We start from the raw sequence: 25,538 nt of genomic DNA, 5'->3' as shown, positions 1-25,538 counted from the left end.
GCGCTGACAATGAAAATCCTCGATTGCCCGCTCAACGGGCCGCGCAATATCAGTGAGTTCACCTACGGCGGCGAGTTCAAGCCGATGCCGGACCCGGGCAGCTGCAGCGATGCCGAGTGGGCGGACTATGTCTTCAACAGCGACAACCGCGCCGGAGTGGTCCGCGAGTGGTGGATGCACACACCTTCCAGCTACTGGTTCCTGGCCGAGCGCCACACCGTCAGCGACGAGATCATCCGCACCTTCGACGCCAGGGAACTGTTCAGTTCACGGCTCGACTTCAGCCCCCCTCAGTCCCGGGAGATCGCCGGATGAATAGTTCCAACCGCTTGCCCGCCCCCATGGGGCTGCTGATCGACCGCGACCAGCCGCTGGACTTCAGCTTTGACGGCAAGGCCTACCAGGGCTTGAAGGGCGACAGCATCGCCAGCGCCCTGCTCGCCAATGGCCGCTTCCTGCTCTCGCGCTCCTTCAAGTACCACCGCCCCCGTGGCCCGTTGACCATGGCCGGCCAGGACGCCAACAGCCTGGTGCAATTGCCCCGCGAACCCAATGTACTGGCCGACGCCCATCCCCTGGAAGCCGGCCTTGAAGTCCAGGGCCAGAACTTCAATGGCTCCCTGGACAACGACCGCGATGCCTACCTCGGCAAGTTCTCCAGGTTCATGCCGGTGGGCTTCTATTACCGCTCTTTCTACAAGCCCAAGGGTATGTGGAAAGTCTGGGAGCCGATCATTCGCAAGAAGGCCGGCCTCGGCGTGCTCGACCTGACGTTCCAGCCCGAGTACTACGACAAGGCCTACCTGTTCACCGACCTGGCGGTGATTGGCGCCGGTCCCGCCGGGCTGCAAGCGGCACTGAGCGCCGCCAACTGCGGAGCCCAGGTGCTGTTGATCGAACAACAGCCGGTGCTGGGCGGCGCCCTCGCCTATGCGCGTTTCGATATCGCCGGCAAGCGTGCCGAACACCTGCGCCGGGAACTGCTGGCCGCAGTGCTTGGCCACGCCAATATCCGCGTGCTGAGCGAAGCCACCTGCAACGCCTGGTTCACCGACAACTACCTGCCGGTGATCCAGGGCAAGCGCATGTACAAGGTCCGCGCCCGCCAGTGCCTGGTGTGCAGCGGTGCCTTCGACCAGCCGGTGATTTTCCGTAACAACGACCTGCCCGGCGTGATGCTGTGCAGCGCCGCGCAACGTCTGATGAAGCTGTACGCGGTGAAACCGGGCCAGCGCGCGGTGGTGTTGACCGGCAACGATGACGGCTACTACACCGCCCTTGACCTGCACGACCAGGGCGTCGAGTTGGCGGCTCTGGTAGACCTGCGCAACGACGCCGACCCAGCCCTGTGTCGCGCCCTGGAACAACGCAAAATCCCCCACCTGACCGGCAGCACGGTCTATGAAGCGCTGCATGAAAAGGGCCTGCGCCACATCAACGGCGTCGAGGTGCGCAGCATCACCGGCCAGGGCCTGGTCAGCGACAGCGGCCTGCGCCTGGACTGCGACCTGCTGTGCATGTCCGCCGGCTATATGCCGGTTTACCAGCTGCTCTGCCAAGCCGGTGGCAAACTGGCCTACGACGACCAGAAGGCCGAATTCAACCTCAGCGGCCTACCGGCCAACCTCGGTGTCGCCGGTTCCGCCAATGGTCGCCATGGCCTCGACAACGTCCTGGCCGACGGTGCCAACGCCGGGCTCGAAGCGGCCAGGGCCCTGGGGTTGGGCGTCGGCGCCGAGCGGGCCACCTATCAGCGGGAAACCCCGGTGAATTTCGACTGGCCGATTTTCCCGCACCCCAAGGGCAAGGACTTCGTCGACTTCGACGAGGACCTGCAGGTGCGCGATATCCTCAACGCGACCAAAATCGGCTACCGCGATGTGCAACTGGTCAAACGTTATTCGACCGTGGGCATGGGGCCGTCCCAGGGCCGCCATTCGGCCTTGCCGACCGCCCGCCTGGTCGCCGCCTCGACCCAACGCAATATCAGCGAAACCGGGGTAACCACCGCCCGCCCGCCGTTCGTTGCGGAGAAGCTGGCCCATGTCGCCGGCCGCGCCTTCGATCCTTACCGGCAGACGCCAATGCACCGCCGTCACCTGGAGGCCGGCGCGAAAATGATGCCGGCCGGCATCTGGCAACGCCCGGCGTTCTACGGCAAGGCCGAAGACCGCGAGCGCTGCATGCAGGAGGAAGCCCGGCACGTGCGCAGCAAGGTCGGCCTGATCGACGTCTCGACCCTCGGTGGCCTGGATATCCGTGGACCGGATGCCGCCGAGTTGCTGAACCGGATGTACACCTTCACTTTTCTCAAGCAACCGGTGGGCCGCTCGCGTTATGCGCTGATGACCAACGAACAGGGTGCGGTGATCGACGACGGCGTCTGCGCGCGTTTCGCCGAACAGCACTTCTACGTCACCGCCACCACCAGCGGCGTCGACCGGATCTACCAACAGATGCTCAAGTGGAATGCCCAGTGGCGCCTGGACGTGGATATCGCCAATGTCACCGCGGCCCTCTGTGCGGTCAACGTGGCCGGGCCCGACTCACGTAAGGTCCTGGAGCAGCTCTGCCCGGACCTTGACCTGAGCGCCGACGGTTTCCCCTACCTGGCGGTGCGCCAGGGCACGGTCGCGGGGATCAAGGCACGGTTGCTGCGGGTCGGTTTCGTCGGCGAACTGGGCTATGAAATCCACGTGCCGGCGCGCCATGGCCTGGCGCTATGGGATGCCCTGGTCAGCGCCGGCCAGGCCCACGACATTCGCCCCTTCGGCGTCGAGACCCAGCGTTTGCTGCGCCTGGAAAAAGGCCACGTGATCATCAGCCAGGACACCGACGGCATGACCCACCCGGCGGAGATCGACATGGGCTGGGCAGTCAGCCGCAGCAAGCCGTTCTTCGTCGGTCGGCGCTCGCTGGATATCCTCGAAGCCCAGCCGCTCAAGCGCAAGCTGGTGGGTTTCACCCTGCCCAAGGGCAGCCCGCAACCGTTGGAAGGCCACCTGGTCCTCGACGGCGCGGACATCAGCGGCAACGTCACCTCCTGCGAGTACTCCGCAAGCCTTGGCCGGATCATCGGCCTGGCCTATGCCGGGGTCCACCAGAGCGAGCCGGGGCAACAGCTTCCGATCCGCGTCGAAGGCGCGATCGTGGTCATGGCCACGGTGGTGAAACTGCCTTTCTTCGATCCCGAAAACCTGCGCCAGGGGCTTTGACTCATGTCCATTTTCGCCGCACACGAGCGCATCGTGACCACCTTGCCCAGCCATACGCTGAGCGACCTGACCGACTTGCCGCGGGTCGGCTTTCGCGGTCGCGACAGTGCCCAGTTTCTACAGGCGCGCGGCTTCAGCCTGCCGGACCGGCCCAACCGCTGCGTCACCCAGGAGGATGGCAGCCAGGTCGTCAGCCTCTCGGCCAGCGAGTACCTGCTGTTGGGCAGTCCCGGGGACCAAGGCCAGCGTATTTCCGATGAGGAAGCCCGCTGGGAACTCGACCATCACGCCAACTACCTGCTGCCACGCCAGGACAGCCATGCCTGGCTGCAACTCAGTGGCGAGCGGATACCCGAGGTGATGGCAAAAATCTGCGGGGTCGACCTGCGTCCACAGGCCTTCGGACCGGGGGCCGTGGCGCAGACCTCGGCGGCGCGGATCAACGTGATCGTGATCAATCCTCCGGCGGCCGAGTTGGCGACCTTCCATATCCTCTTCGACCGGGCGTCACTCGACTATTTCCGGGATGCGCTGCTCGATGCCCTGGCGGAATTCGGGGTACAGGGCTAGGCAAGGGCCTCGCTTCAACTGGGGGGACGACCCTTCCCCGCGACACGCCTCACGGCAGCGCGTTTCAGCGCTGCTGCGAGGCAAAGCGGCCCTTGCCCGCCTGCTTCGCTTCGTACATTCGGCTATCGGCCTCGCGCAACAACTGCGTCGCGGTTCTCGGATCATCGCGCCGGAACACCGCAATCCCGATGCTCACCCCCACCTGCACGCTGGCCGCACCGATCAGCACCGGCTCATTGATCAATTGAATCAGTTTGTAGGCCAATTGCTCCGCGTCCTGGGTGCCACCGAACTGGCCCTCGACCACGGCGGTAAATTCATCGCCCGCCAACCGAAACACCGCATCCGTCTCGCGCAGGCAGGTCTTCAGTTTCTCGGCCACGACCTGCAGCAACCGGTCGCCGATTTCATGGCCGAAGGTATCGTTCACCGCCTTGAAGCCATCCAGGTCAAGAAACAGCACCCCCAGGGGCACGGCGGTTCTGCGTGCCCTGGCCATCGCATTGGGCAGGTATTCGAGCAAGGAGCGGCGGTTTGGCAAGCCGGTCAGGGTATCGGTCAAGGCCTCTTTCTCGCGGCGTTCGGCCATGGCCTTGCGTTCACTGATGTCATGCAGGAAAACACTGAAAAAGCGCTGCCCATCGATTTCGACAGGACTGATCCGCACCTCGACGGGAAACACCATACCGTCACGCCGTAGCGCCGATATCTCCAGGCGCTGGCGCAGCGCCTCATCATCGCCGGTGAGGAGATACTGCCGCCACGCGGTCAGACGAGCCTCGTGCATGGCCGTGGGGATGACCAGCTTCTCCAATGACTGGCCCAGTGCTTCGTCACGGGACCAACCGAAGGTCGTTTCGGCCATGCGGTTCCAGGCCCGTATCGCCCCCGACTCATCGATACTCACGTAGGCATCGCTGGCGTGCTCCAACACCGCCGACAGCTCCGCCTCGCGCTGCCTGAGCTCACGATCGGCGTGCAGCCGCTGGAGCATCGTATGAGAGAGCATTTCATTGGCCCGCAGCAGTTCCGCGGTACGTTCCTCGACGCGCTGTTCCAGGCTGTGCCGCAACGCCTGCAGGGACGCCTCGGTTTCCTTGCGTCGCTGGATGTTCTGGACCGTCGCGATGTAGTACTCCAGGTCACCGTTCACCGACAACAGCTTGGCCACATGCAGGTCGACCCAGACAGAGGTGCCGTCCTTGTGCCGGTACCTTTTCTCCAACTGGTAACGATCGATTTCGCCGCAGGTCAGCTGGCGCAACAGCTTCAAGTCACTGTCCAGGTCGTCAGGGTGAGTGATGTCCTGGAAACTCAGGTTCATGAGTTCGTCGGCTTCGTAGCCGACGATGGAGCAGAACGCACTGTTGAGACTGAGAAAACGCCCATTGCCCGCGACCGCCGCGATGCCCGTGGGCGCCAGGGCAAAGGCGGTTTTCAGGCGTGCCTCGCTGGCCGCGAAGGCCGCCGCGGAGCGGGTGATATGCGAGCGGGACAGCAGCGCGGCCTCGCGCATCTGGAATTCCCGGCTGACCAAACCGGCAAAATCCTCGAGGATCTGACGCGACTCATCGTTGAACGTCCGGGCCTTGCAATCCATCGCACAGAGCGTACCCAGCGCATAACCCTCGATGGAGCGGATCGGCGTTCCCGCGTAGAAACGGATACGCGGATGGCTGGTCACCAGCGAACTGGACGAAAAGCGTGGATCACTCAGCGCGTCGAGGACCACCATCGTCCGCTCTTGCTCTATGGCAATGGTGCAGAAGGAGATATCCCGGGGGGTTTGCCTGACGTCCATACCGACCCGGGACTTGAACCACTGACGGTCGCTGTCGACCAGCGAGATCAGCGCAATCGGCACCTCAAGCGTAGTGGCCAGCAACCGCGTGAGGCGATCAAAAACCGGCTCCGCCGCGGTGTCGAGCACCTCCAGGGCATGCAACAGCTTTAAACGTCCAGCTTCGGTGTGGTGCAAAATGGACGACCTCTCTCAGCTGATTCGCCTGCCTTCTCTCTTCCATGTCGAGCATAGTGCAGTGATTCGCTCTGGGCGTGTATCGGAGCCGTTGGCCACGGTCAGCACGGCTGGATGCTGACAGCATATGCCATTCTGGGTGGGCTTCAAGAAGGGGATCGTATTAGACTGGCCCTGGTGATAAGTGTGGGCCGCTTGTCAAATGATCAAAGGATGCGCGCGGTGAGTCGTACCAACCCTATCTGCCTGATGGCGAGCTATAACCAGTGGATGAACGCCAAGGTCTATGAGTCGGCCAGGGGCTTGCCCGAAGAGGAACTCGGCGCCGACAGAAAAGCCTTTTTCGGCTCGATTCTCGGGACGTTGAACCACCTGACGGCCGGGGACACGGTTTGGCTGCAGCGATTCGCCCAACACCCGGCGCAGTACCTGGCCCTGGAGCCGATTCGACAATTGCCCACGCCCGAGCGCCTTGACTCGTTGCTGTTCTCCAGCTTTCAGGCGCTTGCGGCGCATCGAATCTGGCTCGACCAAATCATTATTGAATGGGCGCAGTCAGTGACCGAGTCGGACCTGGATCATCCCCTGCATTACACCAGCATGCAGGGGGTAGCGGCTGACAGGAACTTTTACAGCCTGATCATGCATTTCTTCAACCACCAGACCCATCACTGCGGCCAAGTCACCACCCTGCTTTCACAAGCGGGTGTCGACGTGGGCGCCACGGATCTGGTGGTGCTCATTCCTGACGAGCCCCTGCTGTAATCCAAACACCTTTATTTGCTGGTTGAGCTAGCGGCCTGGCTCAAGCCTTTGTCGTTGTGATCTCCCGGCGTAGTGTCCGAGATCGCCGTGGCCTTCGACAGCCCCCGCGTTGTCTTGGAGTGGGCGACACTCGACGTTGCGACTCCGTGACCACGATCGGTTTTGTGGGCGCGGCCAAGGTGCGTGCCACTCACACCATGATCACGAACAGCCTTGCCGTCATGATCGGTTTTGTGGGCGCGGCCAAGATGCGTGCCACTCACACCATGATCACGAACAGCCTTGCCGTCATGATCGGTTTCCTGGCCTTCAGCCAGGCCTTGCCCGCGGCCATCGCTCTTGGCACCGGCCGAGTGACCACCGCTCTCTCCGCCATGCCCGCCGTTGCCATTACCATTACCGCCGGCACCACCACCACCCTCCTTGGCATAGGCAGACGCCATGATGGACAGCTCGGCTGGCAACAAAGGCGCGGCCGCCAGCATCATGGCGCAAGACAGGGCGGCAAACAGGGTTTTCTTTTTAATACGCATAATGGCTTCCATAAAAGTGGGTCTTTGCGTTAATTCAGACACACTTGGTTACACGTCGTTCAAAACCCAGCGACAAACGGAAGCCCCTATGCGTTCTTATAACGTGGATGAGAAGCCCTCTCTTTAGCCAATCCTGCAAGGCAGCGCAGTGCCAGCATGGCCCCATGCAAAAGCAGACTAATTCAAAGCGCCACTAAGCACTTCGTAGATGATCCCGCTGGCGATCGACACCAGAATCAAGTCTGTCCCCGCCTGCTGCCACTCATAGCCTTCATAGTAAGGAAGCTGCCCTAACAGTCGACCGTCCAGTTTTTTCGCGATGCCAGGCGGCAGAGGTTTTCCGCGAGCCAGTTTTTTCTGGATACCCGGCGGCAGTGCTGGCCCAGGACGCCAGTAATCGCGGTATCCGCCAATAACGCCGAGGACACCGCCGCGATCGACGCTCGGACCGTGAGCCCACTCACCGCCAGCGGATTTTTTGCCTTTGCCATGGCCATGACCATGACCGTCTTGATTGTCCTGGTCCTGGAAGTCTTGCGAAAAACCCTTGCCGTTTCCCTGGCCGTTGCCGTTACCCGGATCAGCCAAAGCGGTAGCAGAGCCGGCTACCAGGGCGAAACAAGTCAGTACCGCCATGAACGAGCGAGATTTGAACATATCTGTTTTCCCAGAAAGGGGAACATCCCCCACTGCAATGTAGACGGCATTGGACAAGGAAGTTCCACTGAAACAGCCGCCATGGGCCGTGAAGGTGTGCGCAAATTCAGCTCAATGACGCAGCAATTTGCGCAGCGGCACACCGTCCTTGAGCACGGGAGACTTGATGACGATGTAACTGAAGTATTTGGAGATGCCGATGTTCTTGTCCAACAGGCTCTCTATCACCTCCTGGTAATGCTGGATACTGCGGGTCATGAAGCGCACCAGGTAATCATAACCACCGCTGATCAAATGGCACTCGAGCACTTCGTCCACCAGGCGGATATTGGACTCGAACTTGGCGAAATCCTCGCGCTTGTGGTCGCTCAGGGTGACTTCGGTGAAGACCGTGACCGAATCGGTGATCTTCGCCAGGTTCAGGTGTGCCTTGTAGCTGGAAATGTACCCGGCCGACTCCAGCCGTTTGACCCGTTGCAGGCAGGGGCTGGCCGACAACCCCACGGCATCGGCCAGGCTCACGTTGGTCATGCGCCCATCTTTTTGCAGTTCAACCAAAATGCTGATGTCGATCCGGTCCAGTTTCACTAAACCTTCCATTGCCTACCTCTTGACTGCCATTTGTAAGACAATCTTCTAGCAAAATCAGCGCCGTAAAGACAGCTGATGCTGCGCTACCAGATCCGCCATGCTGTTGATGCAGTAATCCGCGGCGCAGGGCGAGGGGTGTTTTACCTGGCCGCGACAGATCAGGCACACGTCGCGGGTCGCCGGACGGCCGGCCGCCGGCCGGGTCACTTGCAGGATGTGCCGGACCTCAAGCTCGTGGGTCTTCAACCATTCTGGATCGAGCAAAGGATCGCAGGCCAATGAAATGAAATCATCGGGCGTGATCCCCAGCCGCTCACAGAGCAGCCCTCGGTCTTCTGTATCGCGGTCGCCCCGCACCAGCAAGCGATAGAATTTGCGCAGGTACAACATCGCCCCCGGCGCGTCCTCGAACAGCGACCAGCTGGCAGCCGAACGGGCAAAACTCATACCCTCCTCCCAACTGGCTTTCAGCCCCCAGCGTTCGGCCAGCTGGCGATGGGCGAAACACAGCAAGCCACTAAAGCCCAGTTCACCGAACCGAGGATAAAGCGCACGCACGACCTCGGCGTACTCAGCCAACACCTGTTCCTTGTCGGAGTGACCGCCCCGGCTGTCGAGCAACGGTTGCAATGCCGCCCAGACTCCCGAATCGCGATCGACCAGGACCTCGTCGCAATCAATGAGCAGCGCCCGATATTCAGTCAGTCCCATGGTGTGCAAAGCCTCCGATGATGCATTTCATCTATCCATGCTCCATAAACGCTCACGGCCGATGCCTGGCGGCACCGCCCCGAGCGGGCACCAGCTCAGTTCAAGACGCGTGCCAATGCGCCGTCGAGAATCCGCAACGCTTCGTCGACCTGTGCTTCAGTGGTCACCAACGGCGCGAGGAAACGTAGAACGTTACGGTAGACACCACATTTGATCACCAGCAAACCGCCATTGCGGGCCTCATCGATCAACCGCTGGTTCAACTCGGCGTCCGGAGTACGAGCCTCGTCATCCTTGATCAGCTCGAGCGCCAACATGAAGCCGCTGCCGCGCACGTCGCCGATTTGCGCGTGACGCGCCTGCAAACTTAGCAGTCCCTGGCGCAAACGCTCGCCCAGTGCTTCGCCGCGGGCCAGCAAGTGCTCCTGCTCATAGGCGTCGATCACCGCCAGTGCCGCAGCGCAGGACAACGCATTACCGCCGTAGGTGCCACCCAGGCCGCCTGGCAACGGCGCGTCCATGATCGCCGCCTTACCGACCACACCCGATAGCGGCAAGCCACCCGCCAGGCTCTTGGCGACCGTCACCAGATCCGGCTGGATCCCGGCATGCTGGAAACCGAACCACTTGCCGGTACGGCCGAAACCGGTCTGGATTTCATCGAGGATCAACACGATGCCGTGCTTTTCAGTCAGGGCACGCAGTGCCTGAAGAAACTCCACCGGTGCCGAAAGGAACCCGCCGTCACCCTGCACGGGCTCGATGATGATGGCGGCGACCCGCTCCGCTGCCACCTGAGTGGCCAACAACTCGTCGAGCGCCTTGAGCGCCATATCGCTACTGATGCCGCGATAGGCATTCGGGTACGGGGTATGGAACACCTCCGGCGCGAACGGTCCGAAGTTCTGCTTGTAAGGCTGGCTCATGCCGGTCAGGGTAGTACCGAGCAAGGTGCGACCGTGGAAGCCGCCGCGAAAGGCGATAACGGCCGAACGGTTGGTGTGGGCACGGGCGATCTTGATCGCGTTTTCCACGGCTTCGGCGCCCGAGGTGAAGAACGCCGCTTTATACGCTTCCTGGCCACCAATCATTTCGCACAGGCGTTGGGCCAAGTCGAGATAGGGCTTGTAGGCAACCACCTGGAAACAGGCGTGGGAGACTTTTTGCAATTGGGCCTGCACGGCAGCGACCACCTTGGGGTGATTGTGACCGATATTGAGCACGCCAATACCGCCGACGAAGTCCAGGTAGCGCTTGCCGTCCACGTCCCACAGTTCGGCACCCTGGGCGCGATCGATCACCAACGGGTGAGCGGTAACCAGGCCACGTGGCACGAATTGATCGCGCTGACGGAGCAAATGAGGGGTTGGGTCGACTTGGCTATTCATGGCAGTTCCCATCGTGAGTCCGGCAACCGGGGGGTGGTTGCGATGGTGTTCAGGTTAAGCCTTGCGCGAAACGATCTACGCCGAACTTGCGCCCTGAGAAATTCGGATCAACTGTTTTCACCCTGCCAAACGGCAGATTCCTTCAGCACGTCGAATCTGCCGGAGCATCGCCAATAGAACATCGTGCAAGCTGTTTAACCCGGTGCTTTCGACAGATCCTGCGCTGGCACTACGCGATGATGGAGAGCCCCTTCAGCCGTTCAGGAAATGCCCATGGCCCTGCTGTATAAAGCTGACCCCGTACGCGGCGAACAGTGGAAAGCGCTGTTTGCCGAACACGCCCCGGATATCGAATGGCGCGCCTGGCCGGACATCGGCGACCCCGCGGACATCGAGTACCTGGCCGCCTGGCAGGCGCCCGACGATCTCGAGGCTTTGCTGCCCAATCTTAAAGTGCTGTTCGCCCTGTCCGCCGGGGTCGATCAACTGGACCTCGGTCGCTTGCCGATCAGTTTGCCGCTGGTGCGCCTGCTGGATCCGGGCATCACCCGTGGCATGTGCGAGTACGCCAGTTTTGCCGTGCTGAGCCTGCATCGAGACATGCTCCATTATCGCCAGCAGCAAACGGCTCGCCGCTGGCAGGCGCACTTGCTGCAACCGGCGAGCAAGCGTCGGATCGGTATCATGGGGCTCGGGACTCAGGCCCGGCAGATTCTGGCGACCTTGCAGCCCCTGGGGTTTGCGTTGTCGGGGTGGGCCCGCAATGTCCATCAGGTGCCTGGCGTGGAGTGCTACGCCGGCAACGAGCAACTGCCAGCGTTCCTGAGCCAGTGCGATATTTTATTGTGCGTGCTACCGCTGACCGAACAGACCCGGGGCATTCTCGACGGCAACCTATTCCGGCAACTGCCTCAGGGCGCGGCGCTGATCAACATGGGCCGCGGCGGGCATCTGGTGGAAAGCGATCTGCTGGCGGCCCTGGACAGCGGACAACTCAGCGGCGCGGTCATCGACGTGCTGCAGCAAGAGCCGGCCCCCGTGGATCATCCGTTCTGGCACCATCCAAAGATTCTGCTGACCCCGCACATCGCGGCCATGACCCAGCCGGAAAGTGCGTTCGGGGTATTGCTGGAGAATATTCGGCGACACCAGCGTGGAGAACCGATGGTCGGTGAGATCGATCGCAGCCAGGGTTATTGAATGGTGTACCACAACGCCCTCTGCGTACATCTGAAATGACCTCACCGCGAATGGTAGATACGGCAGATTATCCCTTGCCGACTTGAATAACGGCATATTCCGTCTGGGACGTTTTGTTAACTTAATCAGATGACAGTACCTCCCCGCCCTGCTATTCGCAGCGCCTATTACCGCCCCAGGGAGCCCGTTGGATGACAACACAATCTTCGAATAGCTTCAGCGTTGATCCGCAAACAACTCACAAGTTTTATATCAACGGCTGTTGGTCTTCCCCCGCAAGCCCGGCCAGTTTGCCGGTGGTCAATCCGGCAAGTGAAGAGATTGTCGCCGAGGTCGCGCGCGGCTCAGCCGAGGATGTTGATCGGGCAGTAGCCGCAGCGCGCGCGGCATTTGCCGGTTGGTCCAGGTCCTCGGCAGAGTCGCGCGGGCTTGTCCTTGGAAAGATCTACGATCTCATCCTTGAGCGAAAAGAGCTGTTCGCGCAGGCACTGTCTCTCGAAATGGGTGCAGCGATTGGTTTCGCTCGGGCAATGCAAGTGCCGCTCGCGGCCGAACACGTTCGGGTCGCACGCGATCTGCTGTCCAGCTATCGTTTCCAGACGGTTGAGGGCGGCACCGCGATTGAACGCGAACCCATCGGCGTCTGCGCGCTGATCACTCCGTGGAACTGGCCGCTTTATCAAATCACCGCGAAAGTCGCCCCGGCTATTGCCGCCGGGTGCACCGTGGTTTTGAAACCCAGTGAGCTTTCGCCGCTGAGCGCCCTTCTTTTTGCACAACTGGTCCATGACGCGGGCCTGCCACCGGGTGTCTTCAACCTGGTCAACGGCAGTGGACCGGAGGTCGGCGCAGCCATGGCGGCGCATCCCGATATCGATATGATTTCAATTACCGGTTCAAATCGCGCCGGCGCCCTGGTTGCACAGGCGGCGGCCGACACGGTGAAACGTGTCACACAGGAGCTGGGAGGCAAGTCCCCGAATCTTCTGCTTCCCGACGCCGACTTCGGTAAAGCCGTGCCGCTGGGCGTGATGTCCGCGTTTCGCAACGTTGGACAATCCTGTAGCGCTCCGACAAGAATGATCGTTCCAAGGGACCGGCTGGCCGAGGTCGAAGCCCTCGCTGCGGCAACCGCCAATGCAATCATCGTCGGTGACCCACAATCGGAAGAAACGGTATTGGGGCCCATTGCCAACGAGGCCCAGTTCAATCGCGTGCAAAGCATGATCAAGGTGGGCCTTGATGAAGGTGCGAAACTCGTTTGCGGTGGCCCAGGGCGTGTGCCGGGCTTTGCAAAGGGTTTTTACACCCGACCGACTGTTTTCTCCGAGGTGGACAGCGCAATGCGAATCGCCCAAGAGGAAATTTTTGGTCCCGTGTTGTGCATCATTGCCTATGAGACGGTCGATGAGGCGGTCGCTATCGCAAACGACACGGTATATGGGCTGGGCGCCCATGTTCAGGCCCAGGACCTTGATCTTGCACGTGCGGTGGCCTCTCGTATTCGCGCGGGACAAGTGCATCTGAACTACCCCGCCTGGAATCCATTGGCTCCGTTCGGCGGGTATAAGCGATCGGGTAATGGTCGTGAATACGGTGTCTACGGCTTTGAAGAGTACCTGGAAACCAAAGCCATCATCGGCTTTGGCACAGCACCAGATCGCCCTTCGCGGACATAGAACGCTTGATCGAGCCAATCGGGCGGCTCCTCGCAGCCGCCCTCTGGTGACCTCGGCTCAAAGCGCGGCGACGATGGCCATACCGACATCCTGGGTCGAACCCTGCCCTCCCAGGTCGGGGGTCATCGGACCCTCGGCGATAACCCGCTCGATGGCCTTGAGAATACCGTCATGTGCCGCGCGATAATGCTCATCGCCGTTACCCAGGAAATCCAGCATCAACGCCCCGGACCAGATCATCGCAATCGGGTTGGCGATGTTCTGCCCGTAGATGTCCGGCGCCGAGCCATGCACCGGTTCGAACAGCGACGGAAAGCGTCGCTCGGGATCAAGGTTGGCCGACGGCGCGATGCCGATGGTACCGGCGCAGGCCGGGCCGAGATCGGAAAGAATGTCGCCGAACAGGTTCGACGCCACTACCACATCAAAACGGTCCGGTTGCAGCACGAAGCGTGCGCACAGAATGTCGATGTGCTGTTTGTCCCAGCTGACGTCCGGGTACTGCTTGGCCATCAAGGCGGTCCTCTCGTCCCAATAGGGCATGCTGATGGAAATGCCGTTGGACTTGGTCGCCGCCGTCAGGCGTTTGCGCGGCCGGCTCTGGGCCAGGTCGAAGGCGAACTTGAGAATCCGGTCCACACCACGCCGGGTGAACACCGACTCCTGCAACACGAACTCATGCTCGGTGCCCTCGAACATCTTGCCGCCGATCGAGGAGTACTCGCCCTCGGTGTTCTCGCGGATCACCACGAAGTCGATGTCCCCCGGCTTGCGCCCGGCCAGGGGGCACGGCACACCTGGAAACAGGCGCACCGGGCGGATGTTCACGTACTGGTCGAAGTCCCGACGGAACTTGAGCAGCGACCCCCACAGGGAAATATGGTCCGGCACCTTGTCCGGCCAACCCACGGCACCGAAATAGATCGCGTCAAAGCCCTTGAGTTGTTCGAACCAGTCGTCGGGCATCATCTGCCCGTGCTCCAGGTAGTAATCGCAGTGGGCCCAGTCGAGCACTTCGATGCTCAAGTCCAGCTGCCATTTCTTCGCGGCCTGCTCCAGTACCCGCAGCCCTTCCGGCAGGACTTCCTTGCCGATGCCATCGCCGGCAATCGCGGCGATTCTGAATGCCTTGCTCATCAATCCTGCCTCGCAAAATGTCTGTGCCTTTGTCGGGCGGGTTACAGCCCACCGATGTGGAAGGCTTTGACTTCCAGGTATTCGTCCAGGCCGTACTTGCTGCCTTCACGGCCCAAGCCCGACTGTTTGATGCCGCCAAACGGGGCGACTTCCATGGAAATGATCCCGGTGTTGAGACCGACCATGCCGAACTCCAGCGCCTCGCCGAAACGCCAGGAGCGACGCAGGTCCTGGGTAAAATAATAGGCGCCCAGACCGTAAGGCGTGGCATTGGCCAGCGCGAGCGCTTCGGCCTCAAAGGTAAAACGCATCAGCGGCGCCACCGGACCGAAGGTTTCTTCGTTGGCCAGCAGCATGCCCGCGTGGGCTTCGCCGAGCACCGTCGGCTGGACAAACTGACTGTCACCCGCGGGAATCTCGCCGCAGAGCAAACGCGCGCCCTGGCTCAAGGCATCATCGATATGTCGAGCGACTTTGCTGACGGCGGCGGCATTGATCAGCGGGCCGATCGTGACATCGGCATCCAGGCCGTTACCAACTTTGAGCTTGCCCACCTCCTCCACCAGCCGCTGGGCAAAACGCTCGTAAATGCCGTCCTGCACCAGAATGCGATTGGCGCAGACGCAGGTCTGGCCGGCGTTGCGAAACTTGCTGAGCATGATGCCGCTCACCGCCTGCTCCAGGTCGGCGTCGTCGAACACAATGAACGGCGCGTTGCCGCCCAGTTCCAGGCTCAAGCGCTTGATGTGTTCGGCACTCTGGCGCATCAGCAGCCGGCCGACGGCGGTGGAGCCGGTGAAGGAGATCTTCCGTACGCTCGGGTTGGCGGTCAGCTCTTCGCCGATCCCCGCGGGCATCCCGGTCAGCACATTGAACACCCCGGGCGGAATCCCGACCCGCTCGGCCAGCACCGCCAGGGCCAGGGCTGACAGGGGTGTCAGGTCCGAGGGTTTGACGATGATCGGGCAACCCGCTGCCAGCGCGGGGGCGCATTTGCGGGTGATCATCGCGTTGGGAAAGTTCCATGGGGTGATCGCGGCGCACACGCCCACGGGTTGCTTGAGGGTCAGCAGCCGACGATCGCCGCTGGGAGCCGGCATGGTTTCACCATAAACCCGCCGGGCTTCCTCGGCGAACCATTTGACGAAACCGGCGCCGTAGCGAATTTCGCCCTTGGCTTCGTTCAACGGTTTGCCCTGCTCGCAGGTCATGATCAGCGCCAGGTCGTCGAGGTTGTCGAGCATGGCCTGATACCAGCGCTCCAGCAGCGCCGCTCGCTCGGCCGCCGGGCGGGCGCGCCACGCCGGCCAGGCGCGTTCGGCCGCTTCGATGGCGCGACGGGTTTCCGGGCCTTGCATCGCCGGTACGCGGGCGAGCAACTGGCCACTGGCCGGGTCGCTGACGTCCAGGGTCGCGGCGTTGTCGGCGCCGATCCACTGCCCATCAACGTAGGCCAGTTCTGCCAAAAGGCTGGGGTCTTTCAAACGATTCTTGAGCATGGTCGAGGTCCTGATCCGAGACACACTCCAGTCTAGGGAGGTGCCACGGACGAGGATGCTGAAAGCGTCTTGAGGGCAGTGTCGGATGCTGAAATTGGTAGCAGAACGGCAGATTTGTGATCTACCCCCTGTAGGAGCAAGCTTGCTCGCGATGGCGGTGTGTCAGGCAACATCAATATCGACCGGCAGTACGCTATCGCGAGCAAGCTCGCTCCTACAGGGTTTGGTGTTTACCTGGCAGACCACTTTTCAAAGAGCCCAGCAGCCCCTCCAGAAACCGCTCCCCGGCCTCCATCTGGCTGATCTCGATAAATTCGTCCGGCTTGTGCGCCTGTTCGATCGAGCCCGGCCCGCACACCACCACCGGGACATCCAGACGTTGCTTGAACAACCCGCCTTCGGTGCCAAAGGAAACCTTGGTGGTACCGGTGTCCGGCGCGGCAAAATTCTTCAAAAAGCGCACCGCTTCGACGCTCGGGTGAGTGTCAAGACCGGGATAGGCGTTAAGGGTTTCGATTTCAATGTCGGCAACGCTCGACAGGCGTTTGGCTTCACGCACGATCACTTGCGCCCGCTCGCGCATCTGCTCCAGGAACTGATCCAGATCGTCGGCGGGCAGGTTGCGCACTTCGAAATCGAGGGTACAGAGGTTCGGCACGATATTCAGCGCCTTGCCGCCGACGATCTGCCCGACATGCACGGTGCTGTAAGGTACATCGTAGTCCGTATCCCGGGCTCCCTGCTCTTGCAGCAACTGCTGGCTCTGGCGCAGCGCCGCGATGAAATCGCACGCCACGTGAATGGCATTAACCGAACGCGGCGCCAGCGACGAATGCGCCTCCTGGCCCCGACAGTAGGCACGATACGAGCCCTTGCCCTTGTGTCCGAGCACGAACTGCATATTGGTCGGCTCACCGATCAGACACAGGAAAGGCCGCACCGGCGCCAGGTGCAACACGTCCAGCAAGCGTCGCACGCCGACGCAACCGATCTCTTCATCATGGGACAGTGCCAGTTGCAAGGGTCGATTCAACTCATGATCGGCCGCGTCGAGCATCGCGTCGATGGCCAGGGCGACAAAGCCCTTCATGTCGCAACTGCCACGACCATAAATCCGCCCGTCCCGCAGCGTCGCCTGAAACGCCGGGAAGGTCCAGGCCTGCCCCGCCGCAGGCACCACGTCGGTGTGCCCGGACAGCAGAATCCCCGGTAGCTCCCGAGGGCCGGTGCTGGCGAACAGGTTGGCCTTGCGGCCGCTTGCATCCTTGACGATCAGCGACTCGATGCCCTTGCTCAGCAACAAGTCGCGGACATACTCGATCAAGGCCATGTTCGACTCCGAAGACACGGTGTCGAAGGCCATCAGGCGTTTGAGAATATCCAATACACGGGGTTTCATGAGGCCTTGCTCCGTTGCTCGGCTGAAAGGGCGAACCGGCGGATGGAGAACGGCTCAATCGAAGTGCTGGTGCTGCCGGTGCTGATCAGTTCGGCCATCACATCGCCGACGCCCGGCCCGAGCTGGAAACCGTGACCACAGAAGCCGAAGGCATAGAACAACCCGTCGACGGCGCCGCTCGGACCGATGACCGGCAGAGAGTCCGGCGTATAGCTCTCGATGCCGCTCCAGACCCGGATGATGTTCAGCTTCTCGGCCCCCGGCAGCAGGCGGCGCATCTGCCGCATCTGGATAAGCAGGCTTTCCGGCTTGAAGTAGGCCCGCCGGTTGAGCATGTCCGGTTTGCAACGACTGCCGCCGCCGATGATGATGTTGCCGCGGGGGATCTGCCGGAAGTAAATCACTTCTTCGGGAATCTTGGTGTACACACCGATCACCGTCGGCAGGGCGTAGGGCACCGGCTCGGTCACCGACATCTGCGGACCATTGGCTTCCAGCGGCACCGCTTCGCCGAACTGTTCGGACAGCTTGGCGGCCCAGGCGCCTGCGGTGATCAGCAGTTGCTGGGCGACGAACCGTTGGCCATCGGCGGTTGTGACATGGAATTCATCCTGGACTTTCTGCACCTCGGCGACCTCGGTGCGCTCTTCGATCCGCGCGCCGAGGCGCCGGGCCGCCCGGGCAAAGGCCGGCGCCGCCAGGCGCGGGTTGGCATGTCCGTCGTGGGGGGCGTAGGAGCCGCCCTTCACATCCGGCCCAAGGAACGGGAAACGCTGGCGCAGGTCGGCGCCGCGGTAGATCTTCAAGTCCAGTTGCGCGGCCTCCGGGGCCGCGGCATAGGCCTCAAGCTCGGCGATCTCATCCTCGCGGTAACACACGCGCAGGTGGCCGCTGGCGATGAATTCCAGATCGTCGTCGATCAGCTCCGGCAGGCGTTTCCACAACGCCCAGGAACGGTTGGCCAATGCCAGTTGCCCAAGGTAACGCCCCTGGCGCCGCACGTTGCCGAAGTTCACGCCGCTGGCATACTGACCGATCTGGTCACGCTCCAACAGGGTGACCGAGTGCCCACGCTGGCGCAGGAAAAACGCCGACGTCGAGCCCATGATGCCGCCGCCGATAATCAGGACATCGCTTTTTTGCGGTTTCATGAACGTTCCTCGATAATCATCATCGGCAAGGGCTTGACCGGGGCTTGACTGCGTTGCCGACCGACCTGTTGCACACTGACGCCAGCGGCCGCGGCAATCACTTCGGCCCCGGCCTGGGAGCAGTAACGCCCTTGGCAACGGCCCATGCCAACCCGGCTGAACGCCTTGGCCCGGTTGACCTCACAAGCACCTTTGTCGCGGACCACGGCCCGCAACTGGCCGGCGCTGATCATTTCACAACGGCAGACAATCGCGGTGTCCGGCAAGGCCTCGGCTTGCGCCGCCGGCCAGGGAAACGCCTGGGCCAAGCCCAAACGAAACCGATCCATCAGCGCCAGGGCCTGACGTTGTTCGTCGCGCAACCCGGCATCCACCGGCTGCTGCAGATCCTCCAGCAGCGCCATGGCCACCAGGCGGCCGGCATGTTCGGCGGCATCCGCGCCACGAATTTTCGAACCATCACCGGCCGCATAGATCCCGCCAACCGAGGTTCGGCCCGCTTCATCGACGGCCAGCCACCATTGGCTGGATGCCTCGTCGAACCGCAGTTGGCACCCGGCCAGATCCGCCAGTTGGGTCTCCGGTCGCAGGTGATAACCCAGGGCCAGCGCATCGCAATCTACTGACAAGGTCTCGCCTTTGCCCGTACGCACCCGCACGCCACTGACACCGCTGGCGGCGTCACCCAGCACTTGCAACGGTTGAACCCCCAGGTGCAGCGCAATCTTCGCCCGATACAACTGAGCCAACAGTTTCATGCCGCTGAACAACAAACCCGGGCGCGCCAGAAGCTTCGGCAAGGCCAGCAGACGTTGGCGCAGCGGTGAGGTGTCGAGCACCGCCGCCACATTCGCACCGGCTTTAAGGTATTGGCTGGCGACCAGATAGAGCAACGGACCGCTGCCCAAGAACACGACGCGGTGGCCGATGGAAACGGCCTGGGCCTTGAGCGCGATCTGCGCCCCGCCAAGGCTGTAAGTACCCGCCAACTGCCAGCCTTCAATCGGCATCAAACGGTCAGTGGCTCCGGTGCACAGGATCAGCGCGTCGTACTCCACCATCGAGTGGTGGCCCTGGCTGACGCAGTGCAGTTGCCCCGGCGTGAGGTTCCACACCAAGGTCTCCGGACGGTAGTCGATGCGCTCGCGCAAGCGCTCGAAGCTTTGGTGCAGGTCCCGGGCCTTGCTGGCTTCGCTGCCATACAGCGTGGCGTAATCGCGGGTAAAGCCTTCCGGCTGACGCCGGTAGATCTGCCCACCATCGCGGCGATTTTCATCGATCAGGGTCGTCTTGAAACCGGCGGCCAACAGCGTTTCGGCACAGCGAATACCGGCCGGCCCGGCGCCGACGATGACTATCCGTGCAGTGGCCATATTGCCTCCGGTTGGGTGGTGACAATATCCAGCCCTTCGCGGACTTCGTTGGAACAAGCACGCAGGCGTTCGCCACTGCGGGTCCAGACCCAACAATCCTGACAAGCGCCCATCAGGCAGAATCCGGCGCGACACCCCGGATCGAACTCCGACTGACGCAGCGCAGTGCCCTGGGTCAGCAATGCGACCATCAGGGTGTCGCCGCGCATAGCCTCGATGGGTGTGCCGTCCACCTTCAGTTTGACGGTCGCCCGGCCCTGCTCGGCCAACCTTACAAAACGCCCCTTCATGCATAGGCTCCCTGAGTCATGATGTTCAAATCCAGCTGAGTCTTGAGCAACTCGGCGCTGTCGTGATGGCAAAGGATTTCACTACCGCCGTCGATGATCCGACGATTCGGCGCTGTGTGATTGCACAGGCCGTCGACCCGTACCGGGCAGCGATTGAGGAACGTGCACAGTTCCGGCACGTTGGCCTTCGCGCCAATGGGCGGCAGTTTGCCGCAGGTGGTGCCGCAGTTCTCCAGCCAGCCCTGTCGCAGTTCCGGCACCGAATGGATCAACAGATCGGTGTACGGATGGAACGGTGCCTGGGCAAATGACTGTCGGCTGCCAGCCTGGACCTTGTGACCGCTGTACATCACCACGATGTCGTCGCACAGCGCCCGCACGGTGGAAATATCGTGGCTGATGAACAGATACGAAACCCCCAGCTCCTGACGCAGGTCGCGCAGCAGTTCGAGAATCGCCGCGCCGACCACCGTGTCGAGTGCCGAGGTCACCTCGTCGCACAAAATCAGGTCCGGCTTGGCCGCCAGCGCCCGGGCCAGGTTGATCCGTTGCTTTTGCCCGCCGGACAGTTCATCGGGACGCCGTTCGGCCATGGTTCGCGGCAGGCGTACCAGGTCCAGCAGTTCGCCGATACGCTCGCGCAATGCGGCCCCCTTGAGACCGAAGTACATTTTCAGCGGACGACTCAGAATGGTGCTGACGCTGTGCATCGGGTTGAGTGCCGTGTCGGCGTTCTGGAAAACCATTTGAATGCGCCGGAACTGCTCTGGGCTGCGTTCGCGCAGACTCCCACCCAGAGGCTGGCCATCAAACGTCAGCCTCCCCAACGCGGGAGTCAGCAACCCGGCCACCACCCGCGCCAGGGTCGACTTGCCGGAACCCGACTCGCCGATCACACCGATGGCCTGCCCTCTGCGCACCGTCAGGTCGATGTCTTCCAGCACACGGATCAATGGCATGCCTTGCGTGTTGTTGTTGCCGTAGCCGGCCGTCAAGCCTTTGATGGTCAACAGCGGCTGGTCTTCGGCGATACCGCTGGGCGGACGGATTGTCGCATCTGGCCGCGCCGCCGCCAGCAGGCTGCGGGTGTACTCATGGGCAGGACCTTTGAGCAGTGGCGCGGTGGCGCTCTGCTCAAAGACCTGGCCGCCGTTGAGCACCACAATCTGGTCGGCCATCTGCGCCACCACGGCGAGGTCGTGGGAGACGTAGACCGCTGTTGCCCCACGCTCGCGGACCACCCGTTTGAAGGCGCGCAGCACGTCGATCTGGGTGGTCACGTCAAGGGCGGTGGTCGGCTCGTCGAGCACCACCAGCAACGGATCGCTGATCAACGCCATGGCCGCCATCACCCGTTGCAATTGCCCGCCTGACACCTGGTGCGGGTAGCGCTGGCCGATGTGCTCCGGGTCCGGCAGCGCCAGGTCGCGAAACAACTCGATAGCCTTGGCCTCCAGCACGGCCCGGCCGCCAAGGCCATGAATCAAGGCGCCCTCCACCACTTGCTCGATCAGCTTCTTCGCCGGGTTGAACGCCGCTGCCGCGCTTTGCGCGATATACGACACTCGATTGCCACGCAGACCTTGCAGTTCGCGCTCGCTCAACGCCAGCATGTCGTGCTCGCCGACCTGCACCACACCGCCCGACAACCGGCAGCCGCGCCGGGCATACCCGAGCAGCGCCAGGGCGATGGTGGTCTTGCCGGAGCCGGACTCACCGATCAACGCCAACACTTCGCCTTTTTCCAGGGAGAAGCTCACGCCCTTGACGATTTCCACCTCGCCGCGCTCGCCACAGGCGACTACGCGCAGGTCTTCGACTCGAATCAATTCACTCATTTCAATGACCTCCCGTACGGCGACTACGTCGGGACGACAGTCTGTCGATAAACAGATTCACGCCAATGGTCAGGGTGCCGATGGCCAGGGCCGGAATCACGATGGCCGGCGCGCCCTGGTTGAGGCCGCCGATGTTTTCCCGCACCAGGGATCCGAGGTCTGCATCCGGCGGTTGCACACCCAGCCCCAGGAAGCTCATGCCACTGAGCAACAACACGATGTAACCGAAACGCAGCCCCAGGTCGGTCAGCACCGGGTTGAGCATGTTCGGCAGGATTTCCACGCAAGCGATGTACAGTCGGCGCTCGCCACGGGTACGGGCGACCTGCACGTACTCCAACGCTTCAATGTTCACCGCCATGCTGCGGGCGATGCGGAAGGCGCCGGGACAGAAACTCAGCACCGCGGTGCAGATCAGCAACGTGACCGAGGAGCCGAACGCTGACACCATGATCAGCGCCAGCATCTTGCTCGGGATCGAGATAAAGGCGTCCATCAAGCGACTGATCACTTCGTCCAGCCACTTGGGCGACACCACCGACAGCAACGCGCAACCGGTGCCCAGGCCACTGGCCAATACCGCGGCAATCAACGCCAGGCCGACAGTGAAACGCGCGCCGACCAGAACACGGCTGAGCATGTCGCGGCCCAGGTAGTCGGTGCCGAACGGGTAAACAGCGCTGATGCTGTCAAAGACATTATCGGAGACCACTTCACCCACCGGGTGCGGCGCCAGCCACGGGCCGAAAATCGCCACCAGCAACCAGATAACGCACATCGCGGCGCCAATCAAACCCAGCCAGGCCGGACCATGAGACACCTTGCCAGCCGACAGGTCGGGGGTACCCGGCGTCGATTTAACAATGAAATTGTTCATTGGTTTCTCAGCCTCGGATTGGACAGAATCGCGCACAGATCGGCAATCAGCACCAACCCCAGGTACGCCGTACAAAACAGCATGGTGCAGGCCTGGACCAGCGCCATGTCACGGTTGGTCACGGCATCGACCATCAGGCTGGCGATGCCGGGGTAGTTGAAAATCGTCTCGACAATCACCACCCCGCCCAACAGATAGGACAGGCTCAGGGCGATGGCATTGGCAATCGGCCCGATGGCATTGGGCAAGGCATGCCACAGCACAATGCGCATCGGACTCACGCCTTTGAGCCGGGCCATTTCCACATAAGGACTATCCAGTTGATCGATCACCGCGGCTCGGGTCATGCGTGCCATTTGCGCGACGATCACGCAGCACAGCGTCATCACCGGCAAGGCGTAAGTGCGCAGGAATTGCAGGGGTGAGGTGATGTCACTGGCATAGGACAGTGCCGACAGCCAGCCCAGGTTCACCGCGAAAATCAGCACCGCCAGGGTCGCCACCAGAAACTCCGGCACGGCCACCATCGCCAGGGTGACAAAGCTGAGGGCGCTGTCGATGCGGCCGCCCCGGCCCATGGCCGAACCGATGCCCAGAACCAGGGCCACCGGCACGGACACCAGCGCCGTGGCGGCCGCCAGCATCAAGGTGTTGGGAACCCGCCCGGCCATCAAGTCGCTGACCGGCATGGCGTTGGAAACGGACTGCCCCATGTCGCCGCTGAGCAGGCTTATCAACCAGTGCAGGTAACGCAACACACCCGGCTGATCCAGCCCCAGTTTCAGGCGCAAGGCCGCCACCTGTTCCGGCGTGGCAAACTGCCCCAGCGCCTGTTGCGCCGCGTCTCCCGGCAGTACCGCCGTGATGGCGAACACCACCATGGAGACGATCAACAAGGTCACGATCGCGGCGCCCAGACGCCGGCCGATCAGCCACAGTGTGTTGCTATTCATCGCCCTCTCCTCCTGCAATGCAACGCGGGCAAAACCCCGGGGCAGCCCATCAAGCGTCCAGCCAGACCTGCTCGGCGAACATGTAGCCCATGAAACCGCCCAACGGGTTACTGCCATAGCCTTTGACACGCTGGTCGACGGCATCGATGTTGCTGATGAACACCGGAATGCCGATACCGCAGTGGTCGTGCGCCAGGGTCTGCATGTCGGCGTACATCTTGCTGCGCTTGGCATCGTCGGTTTCAGCGCGGGCGAGCATCAGCAACTGGTCGAACTGCTCGTTCTTCCAGGCGGATTCGTTCCACGGCGCGCTCGACTGGAAGAACTGCGAAAACATCACGTCAGCGTTCGGCCGCGGGTTGATGTTGCCGAAGCTCAACGGGTGTTTCATCCAGTGGTTGGACCAGTAGCCATCACTCGGCAGACGGTTGACGTCGAGCTTGAGTCCGGCCTGTTTCGCCGATTGCTGCAACAGTACGGCGATGTCCACCGAACCGGTCGCCGCCGGCGAGGCCACCAGGGGCATGCTGATGCTGTCCATACCGGCCTTCTTCAACAGAAACTTGGCTTTTTCCGGGTCGTAGACGGTCTGCGGCAGGTCAGCGTTGTAGTAGCGCGAACCGGGGGCAATCGGATGGTCGTTACCGACCACTGCAAAGCCACGGAACACGGCGGATTTGATCTGCTCGCGGTCCATCAGGTACTTCATCGCCTGGGTGAATTCCGCGCTTTTGCCGGGCATCTGGTCCTGGCGGATGATCAAGTCAGTGTAGTTGCCCGACGGCGCATCCACGACACGGTGGGTGGCGCTGGCCTTGATTCGCGTGGTGGATCGCGGGTTGACCTCGTTGATCATGTGCACGTCACCCGACAGCAGCGCGTTGACCCGCGACGGCTCGTCGGCAATGGCGATGAACTCGATCTCGTCCAGGTAAGGCAGGCCCGGTTTCCAGTAGCCGGTATTGCGCGCCGCCACCGAACGTACGCCCGGTTTGAACTCCTTGACCTTGAACGGCCCGGTACCAATGCCTTGATTGAAGTCGGTGGTGCCCTCCGGAACGATCAGCAGATGCGACACCGCCAGAATCGACGGCAGCTCGGCGTTGGGCGCGCTCAGACGGATCTGTACTTCGTTGGCGCCGGTAGCCTTGATCTCGGCGAACTGTTCCATCAGCGGCATGACCTTGGAGCCGGTCAACGGATCCTTGTGCCGCGACAGCGAGAACACCACGTCGGCGGCACTCAGGGTTTTGCCGTTATGGAAGGTCACGTCCTTGCGCAGGGTGATGGTCCACAGCGTGGCATCGACGTTGTCGATGCGTTCTGCCAGCTCCAGTTGCGGCACCAGATGGCTGTCGAAACGGGTCAGGCCGTTGTAGAACATATAGTGGCGCGCGTAGTCGGTGGACAGCGCCCCCTTGGCCGGGTCCAGGGTATCGGCGGTGGAACTGGACATACCGGCGACGCGAATCCGACCGCCCGGCTTACCTTTGCCGGGGCTCGCGGCGTCATCGGCAAACAGCTTGCCGGCGGCGCTGAACAGGCTGCCGGTGCCGACGGCGGCCACCCCGGCCACACCGAGCATCTGCAAGGCACTGCGGCGCGACATGCCGCGATTGAGGCCTTCGAATACCCTCAGGCTTTCCTGGCCGGAGATGAGGTTGGAGTCGATCTTTTTGTCAGTCATTTAAGCTGTACCTGTCGATAATGAGAAGGCTCATGCTCGCGGTTGTC

The 25,538-nt window shown here is 62.1% G+C and carries 22 protein-coding genes; 6 read left to right on the top strand and 16 right to left on the bottom strand.

Features of this window, described 5'->3' with window-relative positions; genetic code table 11:
- The first annotated feature begins 9 nt into the window (after nucleotides 1-9).
- From AC07T0_RS13525 to AC07T0_RS13515, 3 genes are read left to right on the top strand one after another with little or no spacing between them, the layout of a single operon-like run.
- Nucleotides 10-315, top strand: a complete 306-nt coding sequence (locus tag AC07T0_RS13525; protein WP_495001649.1) for a sarcosine oxidase subunit delta — start codon at nucleotides 10-12, stop codon at nucleotides 313-315.
- A complete protein-coding gene (locus AC07T0_RS13520) occupies nucleotides 312-3,215 on the top strand; it encodes a 2Fe-2S iron-sulfur cluster-binding protein (protein WP_495001648.1) in 2,904 nt (967 codons plus the stop codon). Before AC07T0_RS13525 ends, AC07T0_RS13520 begins: the two co-directional genes overlap by 4 nt.
- 3 nt (nucleotides 3,216-3,218) lie before the next feature.
- Entirely contained in the window at nucleotides 3,219-3,785 is a 567-nt protein-coding gene (locus AC07T0_RS13515) for a sarcosine oxidase subunit gamma (protein ID WP_495001647.1), read from the top strand.
- Between the two features lie 64 nt (nucleotides 3,786-3,849).
- Here the strand turns inward: AC07T0_RS13515 and AC07T0_RS13510 are convergent, their stop codons facing one another.
- Nucleotides 3,850-5,763, bottom strand: a complete 1,914-nt coding sequence (locus AC07T0_RS13510) for a sensor domain-containing diguanylate cyclase (RefSeq protein ID WP_495001646.1) — start codon at nucleotides 5,761-5,763, stop codon at nucleotides 3,850-3,852.
- A gap of 222 nt (nucleotides 5,764-5,985) precedes the next feature.
- On the opposite strand from AC07T0_RS13510, the gene AC07T0_RS13505 reads away from it, so the two are divergent.
- Nucleotides 5,986-6,528 (top strand): DinB family protein, encoded by a 543-nt coding sequence (locus tag AC07T0_RS13505; RefSeq protein WP_495001645.1) that lies wholly within the window; start codon nucleotides 5,986-5,988, stop codon nucleotides 6,526-6,528.
- Between the two features lie 11 nt (nucleotides 6,529-6,539).
- Here AC07T0_RS13505 and AC07T0_RS13500 read toward each other — a convergent pair whose 3' ends face one another.
- From AC07T0_RS13500 to gabT, 5 genes are all read right to left on the bottom strand, one after another.
- Nucleotides 6,540-7,061 (bottom strand): hypothetical protein, encoded by a 522-nt coding sequence (locus AC07T0_RS13500; RefSeq protein ID WP_495001786.1) that lies wholly within the window; start codon nucleotides 7,059-7,061, stop codon nucleotides 6,540-6,542.
- A 177-nt stretch (nucleotides 7,062-7,238) separates the two neighbouring features.
- Nucleotides 7,239-7,718, bottom strand: a complete 480-nt coding sequence (locus tag AC07T0_RS13495) for an anti-virulence regulator CigR family protein (RefSeq protein WP_495001785.1) — start codon at nucleotides 7,716-7,718, stop codon at nucleotides 7,239-7,241.
- A gap of 111 nt (nucleotides 7,719-7,829) precedes the next feature.
- Complete coding sequence (locus AC07T0_RS13490) at nucleotides 7,830-8,318, bottom strand: Lrp/AsnC family transcriptional regulator (protein WP_100943735.1); 489 nt, start codon at nucleotides 8,316-8,318, stop codon at nucleotides 7,830-7,832.
- Between the two features lie 45 nt (nucleotides 8,319-8,363).
- On the bottom strand, nucleotides 8,364-9,020 hold the full coding sequence (locus AC07T0_RS13485; protein ID WP_495001644.1) for an HAD family hydrolase: 657 nt from the start codon (nucleotides 9,018-9,020) through the stop codon (nucleotides 8,364-8,366).
- A 95-nt stretch (nucleotides 9,021-9,115) separates the two neighbouring features.
- Nucleotides 9,116-10,408: a 4-aminobutyrate--2-oxoglutarate transaminase gene (gabT, locus tag AC07T0_RS13480; RefSeq protein WP_495001643.1), complete on the bottom strand. Its 1,293-nt coding sequence runs from the start codon at nucleotides 10,406-10,408 to the stop codon at nucleotides 9,116-9,118.
- 273 nt (nucleotides 10,409-10,681) lie between these two features.
- Here gabT and AC07T0_RS13475 point away from each other — a divergent pair, with 273 nt between their 5' ends.
- Both AC07T0_RS13475 and AC07T0_RS13470 read left to right on the top strand, forming a co-directional pair.
- Nucleotides 10,682-11,608, top strand: a complete 927-nt coding sequence (locus AC07T0_RS13475; protein ID WP_495001642.1) for a 2-hydroxyacid dehydrogenase — start codon at nucleotides 10,682-10,684, stop codon at nucleotides 11,606-11,608.
- A gap of 191 nt (nucleotides 11,609-11,799) precedes the next feature.
- Nucleotides 11,800-13,287: an aldehyde dehydrogenase family protein gene (locus AC07T0_RS13470; protein WP_495001641.1), complete on the top strand. Its 1,488-nt coding sequence runs from the start codon at nucleotides 11,800-11,802 to the stop codon at nucleotides 13,285-13,287.
- Between the two features lie 57 nt (nucleotides 13,288-13,344).
- On the opposite strand, the gene AC07T0_RS13465 is transcribed toward AC07T0_RS13470, so the two are convergent.
- The 10 genes from AC07T0_RS13465 to AC07T0_RS13420 form a co-directional block, all read right to left on the bottom strand.
- Nucleotides 13,345-14,424, bottom strand: coding sequence for a tartrate dehydrogenase (locus AC07T0_RS13465; protein ID WP_495001640.1), 1,080 nt, complete (start codon nucleotides 14,422-14,424; stop codon nucleotides 13,345-13,347).
- Between the two features lie 41 nt (nucleotides 14,425-14,465).
- Nucleotides 14,466-15,923 (bottom strand): NAD-dependent succinate-semialdehyde dehydrogenase, encoded by a 1,458-nt coding sequence (locus tag AC07T0_RS13460; RefSeq protein WP_495001639.1) that lies wholly within the window; start codon nucleotides 15,921-15,923, stop codon nucleotides 14,466-14,468.
- Between the two features lie 214 nt (nucleotides 15,924-16,137).
- A complete protein-coding gene (gene argE, locus AC07T0_RS13455; RefSeq protein WP_495001638.1) occupies nucleotides 16,138-17,322 on the bottom strand; it encodes an acetylornithine deacetylase in 1,185 nt (394 codons plus the stop codon).
- Nucleotides 17,319-18,473: an NAD(P)/FAD-dependent oxidoreductase gene (locus tag AC07T0_RS13450; protein ID WP_495001637.1), complete on the bottom strand. Its 1,155-nt coding sequence runs from the start codon at nucleotides 18,471-18,473 to the stop codon at nucleotides 17,319-17,321. Before AC07T0_RS13450 ends, argE begins: the two co-directional genes overlap by 4 nt.
- Nucleotides 18,470-19,846, bottom strand: a complete 1,377-nt coding sequence (locus tag AC07T0_RS13445) for an FAD/NAD(P)-dependent oxidoreductase (protein WP_495001636.1) — start codon at nucleotides 19,844-19,846, stop codon at nucleotides 18,470-18,472. Before AC07T0_RS13445 ends, AC07T0_RS13450 begins: the two co-directional genes overlap by 4 nt.
- Nucleotides 19,828-20,136, bottom strand: a complete 309-nt coding sequence (locus AC07T0_RS13440; protein WP_495001635.1) for a (2Fe-2S)-binding protein — start codon at nucleotides 20,134-20,136, stop codon at nucleotides 19,828-19,830. Before AC07T0_RS13440 ends, AC07T0_RS13445 begins: the two co-directional genes overlap by 19 nt.
- Nucleotides 20,133-21,974: an ABC transporter ATP-binding protein gene (locus AC07T0_RS13435; RefSeq protein ID WP_495001634.1), complete on the bottom strand. Its 1,842-nt coding sequence runs from the start codon at nucleotides 21,972-21,974 to the stop codon at nucleotides 20,133-20,135. The genes AC07T0_RS13440 and AC07T0_RS13435 overlap by 4 nt, the downstream gene beginning before the upstream one ends.
- A 1-nt stretch (nucleotide 21,975) precedes the next feature.
- Nucleotides 21,976-22,851: an ABC transporter permease gene (locus AC07T0_RS13430; protein WP_495001633.1), complete on the bottom strand. Its 876-nt coding sequence runs from the start codon at nucleotides 22,849-22,851 to the stop codon at nucleotides 21,976-21,978.
- Nucleotides 22,848-23,804, bottom strand: a complete 957-nt coding sequence (locus AC07T0_RS13425; RefSeq protein ID WP_495001632.1) for an ABC transporter permease — start codon at nucleotides 23,802-23,804, stop codon at nucleotides 22,848-22,850. The genes AC07T0_RS13430 and AC07T0_RS13425 overlap by 4 nt, the downstream gene beginning before the upstream one ends.
- Before the next feature lie 49 nt (nucleotides 23,805-23,853).
- Nucleotides 23,854-25,491, bottom strand: coding sequence for an ABC transporter substrate-binding protein (locus tag AC07T0_RS13420; protein ID WP_495001631.1), 1,638 nt, complete (start codon nucleotides 25,489-25,491; stop codon nucleotides 23,854-23,856).
- Nucleotides 25,492-25,538: the final 47 nt, after the last annotated feature.

The sequence above is a fragment of the Pseudomonas sp. GW821-FHT04D07 genome, from assembly GCF_059420225.1.
This window is presented reverse-complemented; position numbering and strand designations above follow the sequence as displayed.